Origin of the sequence: Ruegeria sp. R14_0 (assembly GCF_017743975.1) — a bacterium.
Lineage (GTDB): Bacteria > Pseudomonadota > Alphaproteobacteria > Rhodobacterales > Rhodobacteraceae > Ruegeria.
The window spans coordinates 188,674-210,431 of sequence record NZ_JAGHRC010000006.1; the positions used below are offsets into that span (position 1 = coordinate 188,674).

Annotated in this window: 17 protein-coding genes; 8 read left to right on the forward strand and 9 right to left on the reverse strand. The window is 57.3% G+C overall.

From position 1 onward, the window contains the following. Positions 1–23: 23 nt before the first annotated feature. On the reverse strand, positions 24–3,866 hold the full coding sequence (locus J7416_RS17040) for a PA14 domain-containing protein (protein WP_209226486.1): 3,843 nt from the start codon (positions 3,864–3,866) through the stop codon (positions 24–26). A gap of 179 nt (positions 3,867–4,045) precedes the next feature. On the opposite strand from J7416_RS17040, the gene J7416_RS17045 reads away from it, so the two are divergent. The 3 genes from J7416_RS17045 to J7416_RS17055 are packed head-to-tail and all read left to right on the forward strand — an operon-like array spanning position 4,046 to position 9,170. Next, the gene (locus J7416_RS17045; protein WP_209226488.1) at positions 4,046–5,752 is read left to right on the forward strand and encodes an ABC transporter transmembrane domain-containing protein; all 1,707 of its coding nucleotides are present in this window, start codon (positions 4,046–4,048) and stop codon (positions 5,750–5,752) included. A gap of 5 nt (positions 5,753–5,757) precedes the next feature. Next, entirely contained in the window at positions 5,758–7,842 is a 2,085-nt protein-coding gene (locus tag J7416_RS17050; RefSeq protein ID WP_247744361.1) for an ABC transporter transmembrane domain-containing protein, read from the forward strand. Beyond that, positions 7,842–9,170, forward strand: a complete 1,329-nt coding sequence (locus tag J7416_RS17055) for an HlyD family type I secretion periplasmic adaptor subunit (protein ID WP_209226491.1) — start codon at positions 7,842–7,844, stop codon at positions 9,168–9,170. The genes J7416_RS17050 and J7416_RS17055 overlap by 1 nt, the downstream gene beginning before the upstream one ends. 9 nt (positions 9,171–9,179) lie before the next feature. On the opposite strand, the gene J7416_RS17060 is transcribed toward J7416_RS17055, so the two are convergent. The 7 genes from J7416_RS17060 to J7416_RS17090 all read right to left on the reverse strand — a co-directional run bounded on the left by J7416_RS17060 (position 9,180) and on the right by J7416_RS17090 (position 14,959). Further along, complete coding sequence (locus tag J7416_RS17060; protein WP_209226604.1) at positions 9,180–11,036, reverse strand: SLC13 family permease; 1,857 nt, start codon at positions 11,034–11,036, stop codon at positions 9,180–9,182. 150 nt (positions 11,037–11,186) lie between these two features. Next, positions 11,187–11,651 carry a preQ(1) synthase gene (gene queF / locus J7416_RS17065; RefSeq protein ID WP_209226493.1) on the reverse strand — a complete coding sequence of 155 codons (465 nt, stop codon included), beginning with the start codon at positions 11,649–11,651 and terminating at the stop codon, positions 11,187–11,189. Between the two features lie 16 nt (positions 11,652–11,667). Further along, positions 11,668–12,369: a 7-carboxy-7-deazaguanine synthase QueE gene (gene queE, locus J7416_RS17070; RefSeq protein WP_209226495.1), complete on the reverse strand. Its 702-nt coding sequence runs from the start codon at positions 12,367–12,369 to the stop codon at positions 11,668–11,670. Then, complete coding sequence (queD, locus tag J7416_RS17075; RefSeq protein WP_209226496.1) at positions 12,366–12,719, reverse strand: 6-carboxytetrahydropterin synthase QueD; 354 nt, start codon at positions 12,717–12,719, stop codon at positions 12,366–12,368. The genes queE and queD overlap by 4 nt, the downstream gene beginning before the upstream one ends. Further along, positions 12,719–13,417: a 7-cyano-7-deazaguanine synthase QueC gene (gene queC / locus J7416_RS17080; protein WP_209226498.1), complete on the reverse strand. Its 699-nt coding sequence runs from the start codon at positions 13,415–13,417 to the stop codon at positions 12,719–12,721. Before queC ends, queD begins: the two co-directional genes overlap by 1 nt. Positions 13,418–13,538: 121 nt before the next feature. Then, positions 13,539–14,258 carry an aspartate/glutamate racemase family protein gene (locus tag J7416_RS17085; RefSeq protein WP_209226499.1) on the reverse strand — a complete coding sequence of 240 codons (720 nt, stop codon included), beginning with the start codon at positions 14,256–14,258 and terminating at the stop codon, positions 13,539–13,541. Further along, positions 14,255–14,959 carry a GntR family transcriptional regulator gene (locus J7416_RS17090; RefSeq protein WP_209226501.1) on the reverse strand — a complete coding sequence of 235 codons (705 nt, stop codon included), beginning with the start codon at positions 14,957–14,959 and terminating at the stop codon, positions 14,255–14,257. The genes J7416_RS17085 and J7416_RS17090 overlap by 4 nt, the downstream gene beginning before the upstream one ends. 109 nt (positions 14,960–15,068) lie before the next feature. Between J7416_RS17090 and J7416_RS17095 the strand changes: the two genes are divergently transcribed. Then, positions 15,069–16,763, forward strand: coding sequence for a thiamine pyrophosphate-binding protein (locus tag J7416_RS17095; RefSeq protein ID WP_209226502.1), 1,695 nt, complete (start codon positions 15,069–15,071; stop codon positions 16,761–16,763). On the opposite strand, the gene J7416_RS17100 is transcribed toward J7416_RS17095, so the two are convergent. After that, positions 16,724–17,644 carry a LysR family transcriptional regulator gene (locus tag J7416_RS17100; protein WP_209226503.1) on the reverse strand — a complete coding sequence of 307 codons (921 nt, stop codon included), beginning with the start codon at positions 17,642–17,644 and terminating at the stop codon, positions 16,724–16,726. The two genes, J7416_RS17095 and J7416_RS17100, sit on opposite strands and share 40 nt — an antisense overlap. A 99-nt stretch (positions 17,645–17,743) precedes the next feature. Here J7416_RS17100 and J7416_RS17105 point away from each other — a divergent pair, with 99 nt between their 5' ends. The 4 genes from J7416_RS17105 (at position 17,744) to J7416_RS17120 (ending at position 21,755) form a co-directional block, all read left to right on the forward strand. After that, a complete protein-coding gene (locus tag J7416_RS17105; protein ID WP_209226505.1) occupies positions 17,744–18,877 on the forward strand; it encodes an enolase C-terminal domain-like protein in 1,134 nt (377 codons plus the stop codon). After that, entirely contained in the window at positions 18,874–20,127 is a 1,254-nt protein-coding gene (locus J7416_RS17110; protein ID WP_209226506.1) for an FAD-binding oxidoreductase, read from the forward strand. The genes J7416_RS17105 and J7416_RS17110 overlap by 4 nt, the downstream gene beginning before the upstream one ends. A 49-nt stretch (positions 20,128–20,176) precedes the next feature. Beyond that, a complete protein-coding gene (locus J7416_RS17115) occupies positions 20,177–21,154 on the forward strand; it encodes a TRAP transporter substrate-binding protein (protein ID WP_209226508.1) in 978 nt (325 codons plus the stop codon). 67 nt (positions 21,155–21,221) lie between these two features. Next, positions 21,222–21,755, forward strand: a complete 534-nt coding sequence (locus tag J7416_RS17120; RefSeq protein WP_170464674.1) for a TRAP transporter small permease — start codon at positions 21,222–21,224, stop codon at positions 21,753–21,755. Positions 21,756–21,758: the final 3 nt, after the last annotated feature.

A 21,758-nucleotide genomic window follows, 5' to 3' on the forward strand; every position in this document is an offset into this window, starting at 1 on the left:
GGCGTCGCTGGGTCATGCAATGCCTACCAGTCGATACGCTCATAGGCTTCGGTCTGGATGCACGAGATTTCGGGGCCTGATTGGGTCAAGACGGCTTCGGCCATGACATCTGCATCCTGATCCCCATCTTGGCCAGTCTGTTCCATATGCCAAGGGGCGGGGGTGCCGGTGTTGGAGGATGCTGCGAATGTGTCGGCCAGTTCCGCTTCCTCACCTTTGGCACCGATGTGGGCAAGACCTACATCCAACTCGAACGGGGTTTCAGATGTCACTTTGGCTCCGTTGAATCTTGTGTCGGTAACGATGATTTCACCTTCGATGGTGCCTTCGAAACCGGGCGGTGGAGAAATTTCAAGATAGCCTAGGTCCCAACCCGACAGATCAGCTGGGCTTCCATCGGCGATCACTGAATCCTCGCCACTTATCAACAAGGTGCCGGGCGGTAGCCCGTCCAGAGATACAACGGCCTGATCGGTTTCCTGGTCCAGTTCTACCGCAACCTCAAATGTGCCGGTATCGCTGAGTGACGGTTGAGGGTCTGCCTGCAAAATCTCGCGGCCGTCGGTCCCCGGACCTTCCCATTCCAATTTCAGACCCGCGCGGCCATAATTTTCGAAATACCGGACTTCGATGTCATATGTCCCCGGTTCAAGGTCAATTTCGCAGGAACGCGTTCGAAACCCGTGCAAGCCGTCATTGGTGATGACCCGTTCTCCGTTGATGAATACGGCGACACCGTCGTCTGCTCCGGCGAAGAAACTGTAGGATCCGCCTTCTTCAACGGTGACCTGCCCCTCGAGTTTGGCGCCGAACGTATCTTTCGACCCACCGTCCCAGAACGAATCCCTGCTGTTTTCATAGTTGATTTCCGGGACAAATTCCTGGTGTGTTGGCTCAGCGGTCCAGTCAATATCGTCCAACTTGGTCAACCGGGTATCCGTGTCAAAGTAGCTGGCATGGAATCCACCGACCATTTTCGCCGTGGGCGGGGTCACGGTCGCCGCGTTCACTTCGAAAGTTAGGGTCTGAACACCATTATGGCTGCTGTTCTCTCCGGTCGGTGTTGAATGGCGCAAAGAGGCTTCAACCGTGCCACAAAACTCGGGCGGGGGCGTCAATGCCAGCATACCACCCTGCCATCCTTCGAGTTCCACGGTTCCGTGCGCGTCAGCGACGAATGTGGTGTCACCGGCCTCGACAAGCGTTCCCGCCGGCAGGTCCCCGAGTTCGAATTTGCTTGCGTCCGTCAGATTCAGCGTTCCCGCGTCGACTTCTATCGCCAGAGGCATCCCGGACACGGTCTGCGCCTCGGACAGCGCTGGCGCGGTCACCAGTTCCCGGCCATCAAGGCCAGGTCCTTCCCACTCGAGTTTCAATCCAGCACGGCCGTGGTTTTCAAAGTAGCGGATTTCAATCGCGTGCGTGCCGGGTTCCAATTCTATCTCGCCGGTTCGTGTTCGAAACCCGTGCTCCCCGTCATTTTCCACGACCGGCTGGCCGTTGATAACAAGTATTGCGCCGTCATCAGCTCCTAGAAAGAAGGTGAATGTCCCTCCTTCTTCGACTTCGATATTGCCTTTGACTTCAACGCCAAACGTATCCTTCGATCCGCCGTTCCAAAAGCTATCGTGGCTATTGGAGTAGTTAACCTCGGACATGACTTCCTGGTGGGTTGGGTCTGCGGACCAATCCAGATCGTCCAGTTTGGACAGGCGTTGGTCGACGTCGAAGTACTTGGCGCTGAAACCCGTCGAGAACGTCATTTCTGCTGTATCGGCAACGTTCACGGTGAAGCTTTCGGTCAGACTTAATCCGCCCTCGTCAATCACCTTGACCTCCACTTTGACTGAGGCCGCCTCTTCAAAGTCCAAAGCCACGCCGGGCTTTAGGCGCAGCTGATTGTCAACGACCTCAAACCTGTCGTCAGACACTTCGAACCGATGTGTATCTCCCAGATCCGGGTCGTCAAAGCTAAGTTGGCCAACGACCGCGCCGCTGATGTTTTCCGCAACTGTCTGCTCGGCCGCAGTCAATGTTATGTTGTCGATCAGCGCGCCATAACTGTCATTTTCGCCTTGGGGTTCGCGCAGCTCCAGCGTGTCTTTCCCGGTCCCTACGACCTGCAGCTTGAACGTCTCCCAATCAGCTGACTGCGGGTCCAGCTTGGCAACCAGGTTTCCATTCCAGTATACCTCGACGGTATCGGTGCCTCCGGCAAGGCGCTCGCGCAGGTCAAGGCCCAAGTCATAAAGCTGACCCCCTTCGGTTTGAATGACCTGAGAGATACTGTCGACGCCATGGGCGTGGTCCATCTCAAGCAGTTGGTTACCCTCGGACGCTTCGACCCGCCCAAGTTGGTTCCAAATCTCCATTCCGTTTGCGTTCTGCCATGATCCAGTGTCATCCGTTTCGAACCCCTTCCAGCGTCCCCGGGCGACATCGAATTCTTCAAAACTGCCATGCTTGATGAGGTTATCGGGGTCGTTGTTCAACGCGAGACTGTACGGCCCCTCGTTGACGTCAAGGACATCGACGGTGAAGCGTTCTGTCAGGCTGAGGCCGCCTGCGTCAGTAACGGTGACGTCGACGTCGATCTGCGCTTCCTCTTCATGGTTCAGCGTGACACCGGGCTTCAACTGCAGCTGGCCGTTCACGACCTCGAACCGGTCATCAGAGACGTCATAGCGATGGGTATCCGCCGCGTCGGGGTCCACCACCGAGAGGGGTCCGATCACGGCCCCTTGCGCATTTTCCGCCACAGTTGCGTTGTCCAAGGACAGCGCCTCCGGCCCCTCGTTGACGTCAAGGACATCGACGGTGAAGCGTTCTGTCAGGCTGAGGCCGCCTGCGTCAGTAACGGTGACGTCGACATCAATCTGTGCTGCCTCTTCATGGTTCAGCGTGACACCGGGCTTCAACTGCAGCTGGCCGTTCACGACCTCGAACCGGTCATCAGAGACGTCATAGCGATGGGTATCCGCCGCGTCGGGGTCCACCACCGAGAGAGTTCCGATCACGGCTCCTTGCGCATTTTCCGCCACAGTTGCGTTGTCAAGCGACAGCGTCTCCGGCCTCTCGTTGACCTCAAGAACATCGACGGTGAAGCGTTCTGTCAGGCTGAGGCCGCCTGCGTCAGTAACGGTGACGTCGACGTCGATCTGCGCTGCTTCTTCATGGTTCAGCGTGACACCGGGCTTCAACTGCAGCAGGCCGTCCACGATCTCGAACCGGTCATCAGAGACGTCATAGCGATGGGTATCCGCCGCGTCGGGGTCCACCACCGAAAGGGTTCCGATCACGGCTCCTTGCGCATTTTCCGCCACAGTTGCGTTGTCCAGTGAAAGGACTTCAGGAGCCGAGTTTTGGTCCTCCGCAATAGGAGGCTGCATGGTGCTTGCTTCGGTTGAATTGGCGGCTGCGGGCACACGGTCCGGCGAAACGTCAACTTTCGGCGCTTGGCCCGGACTTGAGACCGTCTTTTGCGTTTGCTCGGCAACGCTAATACTGACTGCAGGCGCTGATGCCGTCAGCGGAATGTCCGTTTCTGTGTCGCTAACTGAGCTGGCTTCTGCGTTTCTGTTATGGGTTGCCACAGGGGCGACCACAGCGGCCTGACTATCCAAGCTGCCAGCCGACCGCTGCGCAATATCTATTTCGACGCGTTGTTCTGCCGGCGCGCCTTCGCCTTTGCCCTGTTGTTCCAGTTTCCCGCAAGCCTGCTCGCCCGTGTGGAGCGTGCTGCGGGTCGGGTCGTCATTTGCACTCGGCGTGCTGTGCGAGAGGTGCGAAATGATGTCTTCTTTGTCGTCCGAATCCGATTTAGCGGACTGCACGTGAAAACTCAGGTTATTATCCAAATTTCCCATCGCCAACATCCCCAAGCTACCTGCTGATTCATCTTCTTCGATAGCACGGCAGGTGCCGGGGCTGGTGAATTAAGCATTTAAATTTAAAGGAAAGTCTTACAGAAACCTTGGCCCCAAGTTTACGGGTTTTAAACGCGTGCCGCTCATTTCATTGGCAAGACCAAAGGGGCGAAGGCATCATGGAACCGCGTGGATTTGTTGGCCGAATTGCGGCGCTTGAATTTGACATTCCGCTTTGGGTCGCATCGCTATCGATGAACGTTCTCTCGCTTTTGATGCCGATTTCTATCTTGCTGATTTTTGACCGGGTGATCCCGTTTCAGTCTTCGGAAACATTGCGGGTGCTGACAGTCGTTCTGGTAGTCGGCGCTGTTTTGGAGCTGCTGCTGAGGCATTGTCGAGCTGTTCTTTTGACGACCTCAGCCGAAAACGCGGCGGTCACGAACTACCGCCGGTTCATGACCAAGGTTTTGAACGCAAACACGCGGGCGTTTTCCCGGGAACCCGCCAGCAGTTATGCAGAACGCTACAGCGCCATCGGGCAGCTCAGGGACTATCACTCCGGTCAGAACCAAACCCTGTCTATTGACTTGCCCTTCACGGTCTTGTTCATCGCGACGATCGGGTTGATCGGTGGTTGGTTGATTTTGGTGCCGCTGGGGGCGCTGTGCGTGGTCATCGGTTTTGCCGGGCTGATGCGGCGCGGGCAATGGCATCTGTTTAAACAGCGCAAGTCGCTGGATACGCGCCGGTACGCTTTTTTGTCCGAGCTTTTGTCCAACATGCCCACAGTCAAGGCAAACCGGATGGAGCCGCAGATGGCGCGCCGCTTTGAAATGCTTGAGGACCAGACGGTTGGGATTAGTCGAAAACTGATCCAATTCTCTGGGTTTGCTCAGAGTTTTGGTGCCGTTTTTTCGCAGGTGGCCGTGGCTGCAATGGGTTTGTTGGGGGCCTATCTTGTCATTGTCGACCTGATCGGCATCGCGGAATTGGCCGCTTGTATGCTGCTGAATGGCAGGATCATTCAACCGCTGACGAAACTCATGGCGCTTTGGGTGCAATCCGAAAACGCGGCCCTGTCAAAAACGCGTTTGGCAGAGATCGACGCAATCGAAACACATCAGGATCTTGAGGTGAAGGATGGTGATCTGGAAGGTCGGATTGACGCAATAGGGCTGTCGTTGCGCGGTCCCCACAAAGACAGTCCGAGCTTTGTACCTGTCACTTTCCACACAGCATCGGGAAATGGAATTCTGATCGAAGCTGCCGAAAGCTGGATGGTTAGTGCCTTGTATGACGCCATAACAGGGCAGCGAGCACCCGACGTCGGCGACATATTGATAGATGGCGCACCTGCTGTCAGCAAAACTGGTCGACGCGGCCGCAATGCGGTGGTCGTGTTGGAGGAAGAACCAGCCATTTTTTCGGGGACTCTTCTGGAGAACCTCAGCGCCTTCGGCGATGCGGATACGGTCGCGCGCGCGAGGCGGATTGCTGCTGCCCTCGGGTTGGAAAACCGAGTTTACCGTCTTCCTATGGGATATGCGACGCCGTTGAACACCGGCTCCGTGTTTGAGGCTGACCCGGTAAACCGGCAATTGATCGCACTTACTCGCGCACTGGCTTTGCAGCCGCGGGTGATCTTGATGAATGAACCGACAGCCGTTCTGGATACGCCAGAGCGCCAGGCGTTGGCAGAATACATGCGTACACTCTCACCTAGGGTCACGCTGATCATGGCAAGTCCCGACCCGCGGATGAAACAACTGACAAACACAACTGTCCGCCTGAGCGCTTCAAAGGCCCTCGATCTGGCGGCCTGGGCAGTGGACGCAGACCTGGAACGCACTGCGTTGGAAACGTGGAAAAGAGGTGCGGCGTGACAGCGATGAATACAGCGACGGCACGTGGGATGTTGTACCAGCTCCTTTTGGCAGGCGGTTGGCGCAGCAATGAGGATCGGCTGGTTGAAGCCTTTCCACACATGCTGGAACAGCTGCATCCTGAAGATATTTTTGAAACTTTGGGCAACCTGGAAATCCCTTACACTCAAATCAAATGTCGTGAGTGTGACATTGGCCAACAGGAATGCCCTGCGCTGGTCATCCCTGAAAACGGGGCCTGCTATCTGGCTCTAAGCCGCGCTGATGGTGTGTTGCAGGTCAGTGACGATCAGAACCCTGACTTCAGGAACATAAAGCCCGGGCGGCACTGGTGTACGGTCATCCGAATAGACTGCTTTGCCTACCAAAAGACGGACCGTCATTTCACGTCTGTACGCGCGGCGTTTCAAGACCTTGGGCCGATGATGCCTTGGTTGCTGATCGCGTCGTTGCTGTCGAACCTTCTTGGCCTGATGGTCCCGCTGCTGATCATGGGCATCTACGAGCGGGTGATCCCGTCAGGTTCCGTCAATCTACTGATTTCTTTGGTGATTGGTGTCGGGATCATAGCGGTTTCGGACCTGTGCTTTCGCCAGGCGCGAACCCGGGCTTTGGCCTATGTTGGTTGGCGAGGCGAACGCCAGTTGATGATCGCGCTATTTCGCAAGTTAATGTCGCTACCGCTCAGCCAGCTTCAGAAATCCGATATTGCTCAACAGCTGTCGCGTTTTCGTCAGTTCGAATCCCTGCGCGACGTATTCACGGGGCAGGTCATGACGACGTTGCTGGATCTTCCCTTTGTGTTGATCTTCCTTGCGCTTCTTACGTACCTCGCCCCGCAGGTCGGGGTGCTGACGCTTGGGTTGGCGGCGTTTTTGGTTGTACTTGGAGTAGTTACTATCCCGCGTCAAAAACAGCTGGACAACGATGCGACCCTGGCTGCAGCGGCAAGTCAGGCTGCGATGCAGGACGCGATACTACATCAGCGCACCATTGCCAATCTCGGGATGCAGGCCCAATGGCTTGCGCGCGGTGTGCCATTGGCGGAACAGGCCGAGGCCGCCACACGTCGCGCGCGCCAGTTTCAAGCGCTCTGTCAGTCTTTGGCGCAATCTGTGACGGCGCTTGCAACCATGGGGGCGATCATTTTGTGCGCGCATGGCGCGCTGAGCGGAGAGATCAGTTTTGGCGCTTTGATCGCATCGATTGCCCTCGTATCCAAAGCCCTGTCTCCGGTTCAGGCGCTGTACTCCAGTTTTCCGCAGCTTCTTTCTTTTCACAACAGCCGTCGTCAGGCGGACCGCGTTCTGGGGTTGGATGAAGAAATGCAAGTTGGCTTTGAGCCGAGTCATCAGAAAACCCTGAGCGGTGCGATAAGTTTTTCCGCCGTTACCTATCGGCCCGACCCTGTAAATGCGCCGCTTTTGTCCCAGGCAAGCTTCAACGTCGAACCAGGTGAGGTGGTTCTGGTTATGGGCAGCGATGCAGCCAGTCGCACTGCGGTGCTGGACCTGATTGACGGTATTTACAGCCCAATGGCCGGCACGATTGAGCATGACGGGATCGACATTCGCCAAATCGCTCGGGACGAGCTTCGCAGTTCGATCACTTACGCGACCTACGATACCGCCTTGTTCTACGGTACGGTTGCCCAGAACTTTCGATTGGCTGCGCCGTCCGTGTCCGACGAAGATATTCGGGTGGCTTTGGATCAATTGGATTTGCTTGATGATCGCGACCTGTTGCCTGCCGGAATTGATACGCGTCTGGCGGATGGTGGTCTGGCGCAATTGCCCGCCGCAGCCCTGAAGTCTCTGACCCTGGCGCGCAGCATGGTACGGAAATGCCCGGTCTATCTGTTCTCAGAGCCGACCAATGGCCTTTCGGATCTTCGACGCGCGTGTTTCCGAAACTGGGTCCGGTCGCAACAGGGGCGCAAGACGGTTGTGATCGCAACTGCGGATAGGTCCTTTATGCAGTTCGCCGATCGCTTTGTGTTTTTGAACGGCGACAGGGTGGTGGTGAACGCGACCGGCGAGGCCGGTCGCAAAAAGCTCGGGGCTGTTTTGAAATCGCTTGGGAGGGTGTGATGAACGTGGATTCCAAGAAAACCAGAGTGTCCGGTCCGATGGAACGGGCAAATCGCAAACGCCAACTGCGGCGGCCACGGTTCGCGGCGTTTTTGTCGTTGGCGGTTTCCGCAATGATTGGCAGTCTCGTCGTGCTGGCAGGGCAAACAGGGGTACCGCAAATCACCCGCGCGCCAGGAACGATCCTGCCGATTGGCGCGTATCCGCAAATCGAGACCATGCCCGGCGGAATTGTGCGGGCTGTTCATGTTCGTGATGGCCAGTTGGTTGAGGCAGGCGATTTATTGGTGGAGCTGGACCACCCGGATTTGAGCCGAGAACGGTCCGTTCTGTCTGGCCAACTTGCGGGGGTCAGGCGCGACACGGATACGGCAACCGCAATACTGGCGATACTGGATCGCGAGTCGTTGCCAAGCAGACCAGAAATAGCAGCCTTGAGTGGTAAGGGTCTTGTGGCTGCGGCCGCCAGGTTAGAGTTGTACGCCGAAAGCCAGCGCATCCAGGGCGCCTCGATTGTCCAACAGGAAGAAACTTTGAATATACTGACGCAAGCCGCTCAGTTCGCGCAGGATCGTGTGCAAAAGAAGGAAGAAATTCTTGAACGCTACGCTCAATTGCGCGCCCGCGGCCTGAAGTCTTTGAGCGATTTTCTTGAAGAAGAAGATGAGGTGGACGCAGTACGTGCCGCGGCTTCTGATGCCCGGGTCCGGGTCGCGGAGGCCCAAAGTGCGCTGATGTTGGCCCGTGCGTCAAAGGCCGAAGAGACCCTGGCTCTGCGTGACGAACTACTGACCCGAATGTCCGAACTTGAACAAAAGCAATCAGAACTAAGCGTGTCTTTGGATACCGTCACATCGAAACTCGCGGCTTTGCGCATCACGGCCCCAGCGCGCGGCGTTGTTCAGGCGGTGACCTTCCCCAATCCGGGAGAGGTCATCGCTCCGGGCGAGGTAATCTTTGAAATTCTACCGACGCATCAAACCCTCGTCGTCGAGGCTCGTATCGCGAATTCCGAGGTTGGGCATGTGGACGCGGATCAACCGGTTTCGGTCAGCGTCGATACATTTGATGCGCGCCGTTTTGGCAAGGTCGAGGGGCGTTTGCAGTCAATCTATCCAGTCCCCATGACAGATGAACAAACCGGTGAGACCTATTTCCGCGCGGCCTTCGAATTGTCCGAAGACAGAATTGGGGCGGGCACGTGGGAGCGCCCCTTGCAGGCTGGGATGACGGTCGTTGCAGAGATGACGACCGGTGAGCAAACCTTGTTGGCGTACCTTTTAAAGCCGGTGCAAATGACTATGGAGCGCGCTTTCAACGAACGCTGACGCCTATGATCAATACAACATATTCAGCATCAGCATGGAGACGATCAGAAACAAGACGGTCATCACTCCGCCGGAACGTACGAAGTCCATGACCTTGTATCCTGCGGGGCCCATGATCAGCGCGTTTACCTGATGCGTTGGAATGATAAAGCTGTTCGATGTCGATATCGCGACCGTCAGAGCAAAAAGGGCGGGATTTCCACCAGCCGCAACAGCAATGGATACGGCCAGCGGAACCAGCAGAACCGTGGCTCCAACATTCGACATCACGAGCGAAAACGCCGTTGCCAGAATGGCAACACCAGCTTGCAGCGCCCAGATTGGCCAGCCGTCCAGAATGACCATGATCTGCTGGGCAATCCACGCCGCAGTCCCAGTGTTCTGCACCGCCTGTCCCAAGGGGATCAGACACGCTAGCAGAAAGACTGTGTTCCACCCGACCGCACGGTAGGCTTCATCGACGCTCAGGACACGGGTCAGCATCATGCCAGCCGCTCCGGTCAAAAGACATAGGGATAGCCGCACGTCGGTGAACAAAATCAACGACAGGGAAATCGCGAAAAAGGCCAACGCCCAGCCAACTTTCTGTGGGCGCAACTCGTCTTGTGGGAAGTCCGTCGTAACAACAACAAAATCCGGGTCGCGCTTGATGCGCATCAGGTTGTCCCATCGCGTATGGGCGACAAGCATGTCCCCGGCCTGAAACTTCTCAAGCCCGATCTGGGTGGAGTGGTGCGTTTCCGTTTCAACGTGGCTGAGTGTCTCTTCCCCGCGATGGATGGCCAACAAGGACATGCCATAGGTCTTGCGAAACAGCAGCTCGCGCGGGCATTTGCCAATCAGTTTGCTGTCGGGCGTGATGACAACCTCGGCAATGCCTGCATTTGTCGGCGCGAACTCTTCGACGAAGATGTCCAGCTCGGGAAGTACCTTCAACCCGTATTTTTGCGCGAATTCCTCGACAACCCATCGACGACCGATGATCGCCAGCCGACACGGCGCGGCGATTTCTGCCGTCAGAACCTGAACCATCGAGGTCTTGCCCCGGTAAAACGTCGAGATGATGTAGAGGTGGTTTTCGTGGTTGATGTCCGCCAGTATTTGCCCGACCAGGGGGCTCTCCGCAGGCACGATCACCTCGAAGACATCTGCCTTTAGGCCATAAACCCGCTGCAGATATTCCTGCGTGCCCTGGCCCGTTCCGGTATTGTCCGACCCGTCATCTCCTGGCAGGACCCAGCGGCCCAGCAGAAGGAAATAGGCGATACCGGTCAGGATCAGGGCTACACCAATGGGTGTCACGGAAAACAGGCCGAACGGCTCGATTTGTTGATCCGCCGGCAGGCCGTTGTTGGCCGTCTGGATCAGATCGTTCAGCAGGATAAGCGGCGATGATCCGACCATGGTCATTGTGCCACCCAGAATTGCGCAAAAGCCCATTGGCATAAGCAGGCGCGACAGCGGAATACCGGATCGTGAGGATATTCGGCTAACCACCGGCAGGAACAGGGCGGCTGCGCCCACATTCTGCATGAAAGACGAGATCACACCGACCGTGCCCGATACGATCGGCAGAACACGGTTTTCGGACTTGCCGCCGTATTTCAGGATAACGGCGGCTACTTTGTTCATGATGCCGGTCTTGTCCAGGCCGGCGCCCACGATCATGACCGCGATGATGGAAATCACGGCGTTCGAAGCGAACCCGTCAAACAGGCGCGGGACGTCTGCCAGGTTTTCAAGACCGGGCGCATAGCTGAGCAGGCCGATCAGGACCAGAACCAGAATGGCAGAAAGGTCAATTCTGACAATTTCAGAGACAAAGAGAAAAACGGTGAAGGCCAGAAGGGCGCACACAACGCCCATCTCATAACTAAAGGCCACCTGTTCCACTTACTTCACCGGGAATTCGTTCTTCGTAACATGAACGTCTAACTCATTTGACCGATCTTGTCATGATGTTTCAAACTGGAGCGGCAAAGCGAAACATAGTTGCGCAAATTTGTTCGGCGTGGATCACCCACGTCCGCGATATGGTGGTACGCCTTGATCTGGGATCCAGACGCTTTCGGGCATCGGGCCGGTCTGCCAGAACACATCGATCGGGATGCCTCCGCGCGGGTACCAGTAGCCGCCAATTCGCAACCATCGAGGCTTTAGAAACTCTTGCAGACGACGCGCAATAGAAATGGTGCAATCCTCGTGAAACGCGCCGTGGTTGCGGAACGATCCCAAGAAAAGCTTAAGCGCTTTGCTTTCGACCAACCACTGGTCGGGTACGTAGTCGATCACCAGATGGGCAAAGTCTGGCTGTCCCGTCATCGGGCAGAGCGAGGTGAATTCAGGCGCTGTGAATCGCACGTTGTAATCCACGTCTGCCTGCGGGTTCTGGACCCGTTCCAGAACGGCCTCTTCCGGGCTGTTGGGCATTTTGGTTTCTCCACCCAGTTGGGTGAGGTTGCTGTAGATGCTGTCGGTCATGTTGTTTCTCCTACGGTCAAACGCCGCGTTTGTTGCCCCAGATCAGAACATGCAGCTGGGGCAGAATGCGTGGTGCGAACCATCCGGTGGTCAGAGTCTTTTCGATCAGCCATTCCAGGCGGTTGGTGGCTTTGGTCAGGTCAACCGGGCTGGTCGGTTCGGTGTCCGGGTTGCCCGGTTGCAGATAGAGCGGCAGCTCCGGGTACCGATCTGCAACGTCACGCGCCCATGCGAAATCTGCATCGTCAAAGATCACGATCTTGAGCGCCGTCTGAGCGGGGCGCACTGCCAGACAGGCCTCGAATGCCGCCCAATCCATGTGCTCGCCACTGCTTGGCGGTTTGGGGCTGAGAACCAGCATCGCTAGATCGGCAAACCATGGTTTGGCAATCGACCCCTGCGTTTCGCAGGCAAAGGCATAACCTTCGGCCACGCCACGCTGGATCAGCGGCCCAAAATCCTGAATGGCGGGGTTGCCGCCGGAGAGGGACACGGTCAAGGGATGCCCTCCAGACAAACGGAGGATTTCGCGCCAAACCGCCTCGGTCTCCATCTTTGCCCAATCATGACGATGTGCGCTGTCGACCGCGTGCAGGCTGTCGCACCAGCTGCAGCGGAAATCGCACCCGCCCGCGCGGACAAAGACAGTCGGTTGGCCGATCAGGGCACCTTCGCCCTGCACGGTGGGGCCAAAAATCTCGGATATGCGCAGCGTCATGGGCGGTACTCGGCCCAGGTCTTGGGCGTTTCGGACACTTTAACCGCCGCGGTTTCCGGCCAGCGAGCCGCACACCAGTCAAAGAAATGACGCGCGAGGTTCTCGGCGGTCGACACGACGTTCAGCACATCGTTCAGATGCCGGTGGTCGAACTCGTCGTCGATATAGGTCTTGAGCGGCTTCAGCTCATGATAGTCCCGCACAAATCCGTCGGCATTCAGGTCACGGCCCGCCAGTTCGACGACTACAATGTAATTGTGACCGTGCAGGCGGGCGCACTGGTGATCCTCGGGCAGGTGGGTCAACTGGTGCGAGGCGGAAAAGTGAAACTCCTTGGTAATTCTGTACATCAGACCTGCGCCTCGGCGATGGCTGCTTTCCAGAACTCAGCGTCTTGGTATTGGGTGGGGTCGGTTACACCGGCCAGAGCGAACGCCTCGCGCCGTTCAACACATGTACCGCAACGTCCGCAATGAACCTCGCCCCCTTTGTAGCAAGACCACGTCTGGTCGAACGGAGTGCCCACCCGCGCGCCCTCGCGGACGATATCGGCTTTGCTACGGTGTACAAATGGAACATACAGCGCCACGTCTGCATAGCCGTCCAGGGCGGCGCGCTGCATTTTGTCGAACGCGTCGGTGAAGGTGGGACGGCAATCGGGATATATGAAGTGATCACCGCCATGCACGGCGGTTGCCACGGCGTCATCGCCCTGGGCCGCTGCTACGCCATAGGCGATCGTCAGCATGATGGCATTGCGGTTTGGGACAACGGTGACCTTCATCGTCTCTTCCGCGTAGTGCCCATCCGGAACGTCCAAGTCGTCGGTTAACGCTGAGCCGGTCAGAGACGCCCCGACCGAGCGCAGATCAATCACGTGATGTGGCACGTTCAGCCGATTTGCACAGGCGGCTGCAAATGTCAGTTCCTTGGTGTGGCGTTGGCCATAGTCGAAAGACACAAGCCGTGACAGGTTCCCTTCCGCAGCCAGCACATGCGCAAGCGATACGGAATCCAGTCCGCCGGAGCAGACCAATGTCGTTTTCATGTTTTCAGTCCTTGTTTTGATAGCCGGGTAGGCTGCGACCGGCGGGGCGGACGCTTACGGACTTTTGCAGGTGAACGCAATGCACGACTTGGTGCGTTTTGGAGAACTGGTCTTTGCGTCGTCAGGGGTTGGGAAAAACAGGCGGTACAAGACCTGCCTGAAACCAACTGACCAGAGTGACGATGGAAAAAACAGGTAAACCCGTCGCGCGCTGAATATCAGCTGCGTAGGGGCACATATTCGTGCATTCCAGCACAATCGCGCCGAGGTCCGGATTGTCAGCTTGCAGGGCCACAGCGGCCTCGACGTTGTCGGCCCGTGCTTTTTCGACGTCCAGCCGAAGTTCGTTTCCAAGAATTGCCCGGGTGAATTCGCGACCACCTTCGGTGGTGCCAATCGGGGTTCCATCGGGAACCTGTGCAGCGATCAGATGATCCTGGGTCAGTGTTGACGCTGAAATGGTCAGTACTCCTGCACGTTTTCCGGCAGGCAGGATGGTGTTCACCATCTGCACTTGCATCAGCGAGGATGTTACGACCGGGACTGAAACCGCCTCAGACAGTTCTTGCTGGAACAGCGAAAGAAACCCGCAATTGGTGGTGATGCCATCGGCACCATCCTTCACCAAATCGCGTGCCGCATCGACAAAGGCGTCAAGCATGCCTTCGGCCCGGTTCCGGACCACCCGATCCGGTGAGGCATCGCGCACGATGCGGTAAAGCACCGGAAACGGCCACGTCACAGCGTTACCCATATCGCCTGGGATGCGTGGGAACCGGGCGTCCAGCATGAGAATGCCGACAGACGCGCCGTATATAGATTTTCCCCCTTGGGCGATCATCCCTGAGCCTCCTCGATTATCCGGGCCGCGATGTTCTGGGACCCTTCCATATAGATGCTGGATATCCCGTGCCGCACGGCGTCCTGCACCTGATCCATCCGTTTTGCGATATGCGCGCCCAAAACACGCACGGCTTCATCTGCATTGCGTTCCAACAATGCTTGCATGACCTGTTTGTGTTCCTCTTTCGAGCGTTGAAGCCGATCCAGGCTCATCGAAATCCATCGGATGTATCGTATGCGTTCGTTGATCCGGGTCAGCGTCTGAACCAGTTCGGCATTGCCGGAAAGGGTGGCAATACCAAGGTGAAACGCCTCATCTCGACTGACGGCCTCTTCTACAGTCAAACCGGTGATATCGATTCCGGTTGCATAAAGTTCATCCCGAAGCGCTTGCAGTTCGGCGTCTGAGGCCTTTGCACAGGCGGCACGCACGGCGGCAATTTCGATGATCTGGCGCAGCTCGAACAGGTCGAACACGCTTTGCGCATCCAATGGGCGGCAGAAAAACCCCTGACCGGGTCGAAAGTCGAACATCCGTTCTGCAACCAGCCGGTTCAAGGCTTCGCGCAAAGGCGTGCGGCTGACGCCCAATTCCTTGGACAGCGCCACTTCGTTCAGCCGGTCTCCTGGACGCACGCGAAACGAGACGGCCATTGCCTTTACCTGATCGTAAATGTCGTCGACGCGTGGACCTGCCATGACCTAAGCCTTTTTCTTTTGCAAAGGGGTGCCATAAGCCAGCATTGAAATCAATATACAAAACTGTATACAGTTCTGTGTGCAGATGTGAATCAAAGGAAGCCAAGCCATGACAGGGACCAATTATCTAACCGGCGCCGAAGCCATGGTGCGCATGTTAGAGGCGCATGGGGTGAAGCACATGTTTGGCCTGTGCGGCGACACGACGTTGCCGTTTTATGACGCTCTGGCGCGCATGGATCATGACATACAGCACATACTGACGCGCGATGAGCGGCACGCTGCGTATATGGCGGATGGTTATGCTCGCGTGACCGGAAGGCCCGGTGTCTGCGAAGGGCCGTCTGGTGGTGGAGCGACCTACATCCTTCCCGGAGTGGTCGAGGCCAATGAAAGCTCGGTTCCAATTCTGGCGATCACTTCGGATGTCGCCACGACAAGCCGAGGGAAGTACCCGCTGACCGAGTTGGATCAGGCGGCGCTGTTCAAGCCCTTGGCCAAGTGGAACGCCTCGTTGGACGACGCCACCCGGTTGCCAGCGATGGTCCGTGCAGCCTTTCGGGCGATGACAACCGGCACACCGGGTGCAACACATCTGGCGCTGCCGTTCGACACGCAGAAAGCGCAGGTGGACGAGGCCGAGATCTGGGCTGATGCGCGTCATCGCAGCTATCCCGCCGAGCGGGCAGGGCCCGATCTGGACGCGGTTGAGGCAGCCGCAGACATTCTGGCACAGGCCAAATCCGCCGTCATCGTATGCGGCGGTGGGCCGGTGTTGTCCGGGGCGGAAGACGCATTGCGCCGCGTCGCACAGTTGTTGGACATCCCAGTTGCAACAACCGTTTCCGGACAGGGTTCGATTGCCGAAACCGATCCGCTGGCCCTTGGTGTTGTCGGCTCAAATGGAGGCGTTCCAGCGACGCGTGCCGTGGTCGATCAGGCGGACGTTGTCATATTCGTCGGCTGCCGCGCCGGGTCCGTCACGACCGAGCGCTGGCGCAGTCCCGGTCGGGACACAACCATCATTCATATCGATAGTGACCCAATGGTGATTGGCGCGAACTATCAGACTGACGTGGCGATCTGCGCCGACGCCCGCCTCGCGCTTGAAGCTTTGGCGCAGTCGCTTGAGGCGAGGGGAGATCTTCCGGATTTCGATGGCGCGGCCAAGGCCCAAGCCGCGTGGGAGACCAAACTGGCCGCTTTTGCACCTCTCGCAGCCAGCCGAGATACCCCGATCCGGCCCGAAGCTGTAATGGCTGCTTTGATGGACATTCTGGATGACGACGCGATTGTCGTGGCCGACCCCGGCACACCGTGTCCGTATTTCAGCGCACACTACCGTTGGCGCAGGCCGGGCCGGCACTTCATCACGAACCGGGCGCATGGTGCGCTGGGGTACTCGCTGGGGGCCGCTATGGGCGCGCATGTGGGTCGGCCATCGGTCAAAACGCTGGCTGTCATGGGCGACGGGTCATTCGGGTTCGCCTGCGGTGAGTTCGAAACGATAGTGCGGCACAACATGCCAATCACGTCGATCGTGTTCTCAAACGCGGTATTTGGCTGGATCAAAGCGGGTCAGGATGCGGGCTTTGGACAGCGCTATTACAATGTCGATTTCAACCGCACAGACCACGCCGCCGTTGCGGCGGCTTTTGGGGTTAAGTCCTGGACAGTCAAGGATCCAGACGATCTGCAAAAAGTGCTGAAAGAGGCAGTTGAACATGACGGGCCGACATTGGTCGACATCCACTCGCAACCGCTTCACAAAGCGGCGGCACCAGTCTCGGAATGGGTGGCGTAAGAGGCAATTGCCGGAGTCAACTGGGCCAGAAATTCCTGTGCAATGGTCGACAGCGGACGTCCTTTGGCGGTGATGATCGCCAGATCAAGCGTCACGGCAGGTCGGAACGGGCGGGTTTGATACCCGCTCTCGCCATCGAAAGTCACCGTGAACGGGTCGATCATTGCGACGCCCATCCCTTGTTTGACAAAGCTCAGCAGGTTTTCCGACAAATGCGTGTGAATGCGCGTGTTCCAATTGCATGCCGCAGCTTGAAAGATGTCGCGGGTCCGTCGGTGGGTTTGATGTTCGGGGCCCATGACGATGAAGGGTTCATTCTTCAGAAGGTCTGGCGTCAGAATGTCATGGGCTGCCAGAGGGCTGTCTTCGGGGAAGGTCGCCATCGTCTCGAAATGAAAAACCTGATAGTTCAGCGTGTCGTGCAGAATTGGCAGCTCAACGATACCGATTTCGAACAGGCCCGAGATGACCCACTCCTGTATTTTTGACGAGTATTGCGACTGAAAGCTGACCGACAGATTGGGACGGGACTTTGCAAATCGCGCAATCTCTCGCGGCATGAACCCGAATGACAGAAGGTGTGGCGCTGCCACCTGCAACTGCCCGGGATGCTTGTTCTGCAAGTCCGTCACGGCTTGAGCTACGTGATCCAACCCGCGGACCACTGTGTCCACCTCACGATACAACAGTTCTGCTTCTGGGGTTGGCAGCAGCCGCCCCTTGGTGCGTTCGAACAGCGGCAGGCGGGCTTCACGCTCTAGTTGGGCCAGAAGGTTGCTAATACCCGGTTGAGAAATTCCCAGTACCGAAGCCGCTCCTGTGACCGTGCCGGTCTCCATGATGGCGTGAAACGCCTGCAATTGTCGAAAACGCAGCGACATAAGCCACCCTATCATTTCTTATGATGGAGTTACGAAAATATAGTATTTGAAATGATATAATGGTCAAGGCAGGCTGCCCCTTATCGCTTAGGAGGCTGCATGGGCGATCTGTCACAAAAGATCACAGGATTTGACCTTTGGCACCTTGAACTGCCGGTCACATCCCGGCGTGATCACGGCATTGGGTCTGTCGAAGGGGTATGTGAGGTCGTCATCTTACGTCTGACGTCAGAAGATGGCAGTCACGGCTTTGGCGAGGCCTCGCCCTGGTCGGTCTTTACTGGAACGCCCGAAGCAACCTTTGCCGCATTGAACAGGTATCTGCGCCCTCTGGTCGTTGGCGCACGTGTTTCCGACCGGTCCGCTGTAATGGCGCGTGCAGCCTATGCCGTGGCGCACTGCACCGAAGCGAAAGCGGCCTTGGAGGCCGCTTTGCTGGATTTGGCAGGTCAGATCTGTGCTGTGCCAGTGTGGGCTTTGCTGGGCGGAAAATGTCGGGACTCGATCCCGTTAAGCTGCTCAATCGCCAATCCCGATTTCGCACAGGACATCGACCTTCTGGCGCGTTTGAAGGACGATGGCGTTGGGATCGTGAAATTGAAGACAGGGTTCAAGGATCACGCGTTCGACATCCTGCGCCTAGAATACCTGGCGCAGAACTACCCGCAGTTCTCCGTTCGGGTCGACTATAATCAGGGTCTGACGATCGAGGATGCCCCGGCGCAGGTCCGCGATGTGGCGCAGTTCAATCCTGATTTTGTCGAGCAACCTGTGCGCTCGCATCACTATGGGATGATGGCCAAACTTCGGGCCATGACAGACGTGCCTCTGCTGGCCGACGAAAGCGTCTTTGGTCCCGAAGACATGGAGCGCGCTGCGCGCGAAGGAATTTGTGACGGGGTGTCGGTCAAAATCATGAAGTCCGGAGGACTGACGCGTGGCCAGACTGTTGCCCGAATGGCGGCCGCCCATGGTCTTAGTGCCTATGGCGGCGATATGTTCGAGGCCGGTTTGGCGCATCTGGCAGGGACACACATGATCGCCGCATCGCCCGAGATCACCTTGGGATGTGAGTTCTATCAGGCGTGCTATTTTCTGGCCGAGGACATTCTGGAGGAGCCCTTCGAGATCAAAAAGGGACAGGTGATTGTACCCGATGGGCCCGGATTGGGCGGAACACCAGATCTCGCCAAATTGAATCATTATGCTGTTTCCAAAGCGGTGGCCGCATGAATGAGGCAAAGACCATAGCGATCATCGGCGCCGGCATTGTTGGCGTTTCGACGGCGATCTGGCTGCAACGCGACGGGCATGACGTGATACTGATCGACAAGGCAGGCCCCGGAGAAGGCACCTCGCACGGGAATGGCGGAGTGTTGGCGTCTTGCTCGATTATTCCGGTGACCGTGCCCGGATTGCTGAAGAAAGCGCCACGGATGCTGTTTGATCCGTCTCAGCCGTTGTTCATGAAATGGGGTTATGCGCCCAAGCTGCTGCCATGGTTGATGCAGTATCTCAAACACGCAAACGCCGGAGATGTTCAACGGATCGCAGCGGCCTTGACCCCCATCGTCGGAGACAGCCTCAATGACCATCAGGCTCTGGCGCAGGGCACGGGGGCCGAAAAGTGGATTGTCCCATCGGACTATCTGTTCCTCTACGAGAACCGTCAGCATTTCGACGGTGATGCCTTTGGCTGGGGCATTCGCCGCGAGCATGGTTTTCAATGGGAAGAACTGGAAGGCGAGGCTTTTCATGCGTACGACCCGATTTTCAGCAAAGACATCGGGTTTGCCGCAAAGCTGTCAGATCACGGGCATATCACCGATCCCGGTCGCTATGTGAAAGACCTTGCTGCGCATGTTCAAGCGAAAGGCGGTCGGATCGTCCGCGCGACCGTCGATGACGTTGTGCGCGAGAGCGGAACAGTCACGGGCATACGGGCGGGTGGAGAGACCATCGCATGTGATGCCGCCATTGTTACCGCGGGGGTTTGGTCAGGGCCGTTGGCCAACAAATTGGGTGTCTCGGTTCCGCTGGAATCCGAGCGCGGGTATCATCTTGAATTGGTGGAACCTTCCGCAATGCCGAAAAACCCGGTTATGGTAGCGTCAGGCAAGTTCGTCGCGACCCCGATGGATGGTCGTATCCGGCTTGCCGGGATTGTCGAATTCGGCGGGCTGGACGCGCCGCCCTCGCGGGCACCGTTCGAGTTAATGCGAAAAAATGCCCGGGCGGCCTTCCCGGGCGTGACATGGAAGGATGAGGTGGAGTGGATGGGCCATCGGCCCGCGCCAGCGGATTCGATCCCCATCATCGGCAAGGTTCCCGGCGTTGATGGCGCGTTCATGGGCTTTGGCCACCACCACATCGGCCTGACAGGCGGGCCGAAAACAGGGCGTCTGCTGGCGCAAATGATCACGGGCAGAGCACCGAACACGGACATGAGCGTTTATGCTCCGTCCCGATACACGACTTCATAACTTACCGGCAAAAAAAGCCGGAGACACGACATTAAACAGGGAGAGAAAGATGAAGAAATTGACCAGCCTATTGGCAGCAACCGCCTTGACCGCTGCAGCGACCGTACCGGCTATGGCCGAGAAATGGGATATGCCTATGGCGTATTCGGCGTCGAACTTCCATTCAGCCACGGGTGCGGAGTTTGCCAAATGCGTGACAACCGGCACCGGTGGTGAGATCGAGATCGTCACACACCCGTCCGGTTCTTTGTTCAAAGGCGCGGACATCAAGCGGGCCATTCAGACCGGACAAGCCCCCATTGGCGAGCGCCTGCTGTCTGGCCACCAGAATGAAAACGCGCTGTTCGGTTTCGACTCGATCCCTTTCCTTGCCACGTCCTTTGATGACAGCGCCAAGCTTTGGGAAGCCGCAAAACCGTCGATCGAAAAGCTACTGGAAGAACAGAATCTGACGCTTCTATACGCCGTGCCTTGGCCTCCACAGGGTCTGTACTTCAAAGACGAAGTGAATTCGGTCGCTGATATGGAAGGCATCAAATTCCGGTCTTACAACAACGCCACCTCGCGACTTGCTGAGCTGACCGGCATGCTGCCGGTGACGATCGAGGCCGCTGAAATCAGCCAGGCTTTTGCCACCGGTGTCGCGGACTCGATGGTGTCATCCGGTTCGACCGGCTATGACCGTAAGGTCTGGGAAAGCCTGAACTATTTCTACGAAGTGGATGCTTGGCTGCCGCGCAACTACGTGATGGTCAATTCTGACATTTGGGCGGGTGTGTCCGATGCCAATAAGAATGTGATCAAGGCGTGCGCCGAGCTTGCCGAATATGCGGGCAACTGGCGGGCCAAGGAATACACTGGGTTCACCCTGCAAGGTCTGCGCGATGGTGGCATGACCGTTGGTCCGGCGTCTGAGCAGATGACCAACGAATTGAAAGAAATTGGTGTGACGATGACCAATGAATGGCTTGAGGCCGCTGGTGACGAAGGCAAAGCTATCGTCGATGCATTCAATTCGTCTCAGTAATCGCCCAGAGCAGGGCGGCAGAGCATTCTGTCGCCCGCTTTCAATAAAACAACACAGCGGGGACAGCATGGCGGCATTGCGAGGGCTCAGGTCCGTACTGGATTTCATTTACCTGGCATCGGGGGTTTTGGCTGCGCTCAGTCTGATCGCAATTCTGCTATTGATCGTGGTGCAAATGCTGGCCCGCTGGACCGGTGAGGTCTTTCCCGGTGCGCCTGACTATGCAGGTTACGCCATGGCCGCGGCTTCTTTCCTGGCGTTTGCCAATGCGCTGAACCGGGGTAGCCACATTCGTGTTTCAATCCTGCTGAACGCGGTGCCCGATAAGGTGCGCCGCATCCTTGAAATCTGGTGTTTTGCCATCGGTGCTGCCGTCATGTGGTATTTCTGTTGGTACGCCTACCGCTTTGTCTACTGGAGCTGGAAGTTCAATGATGTCAGCCAGGGTCAGGACAAAACGGCATTGTGGATTCCGCAATCGACCATGCTGATTGGTGCGGTGATTTTTGCCATCGCCCTAACGGATCATCTGATCCACGTGCTGTTCCGCGGCGATCACCGTATCGTCCGCGACCTGGCCGATCAGAGCCACGGAGAGTGAGAG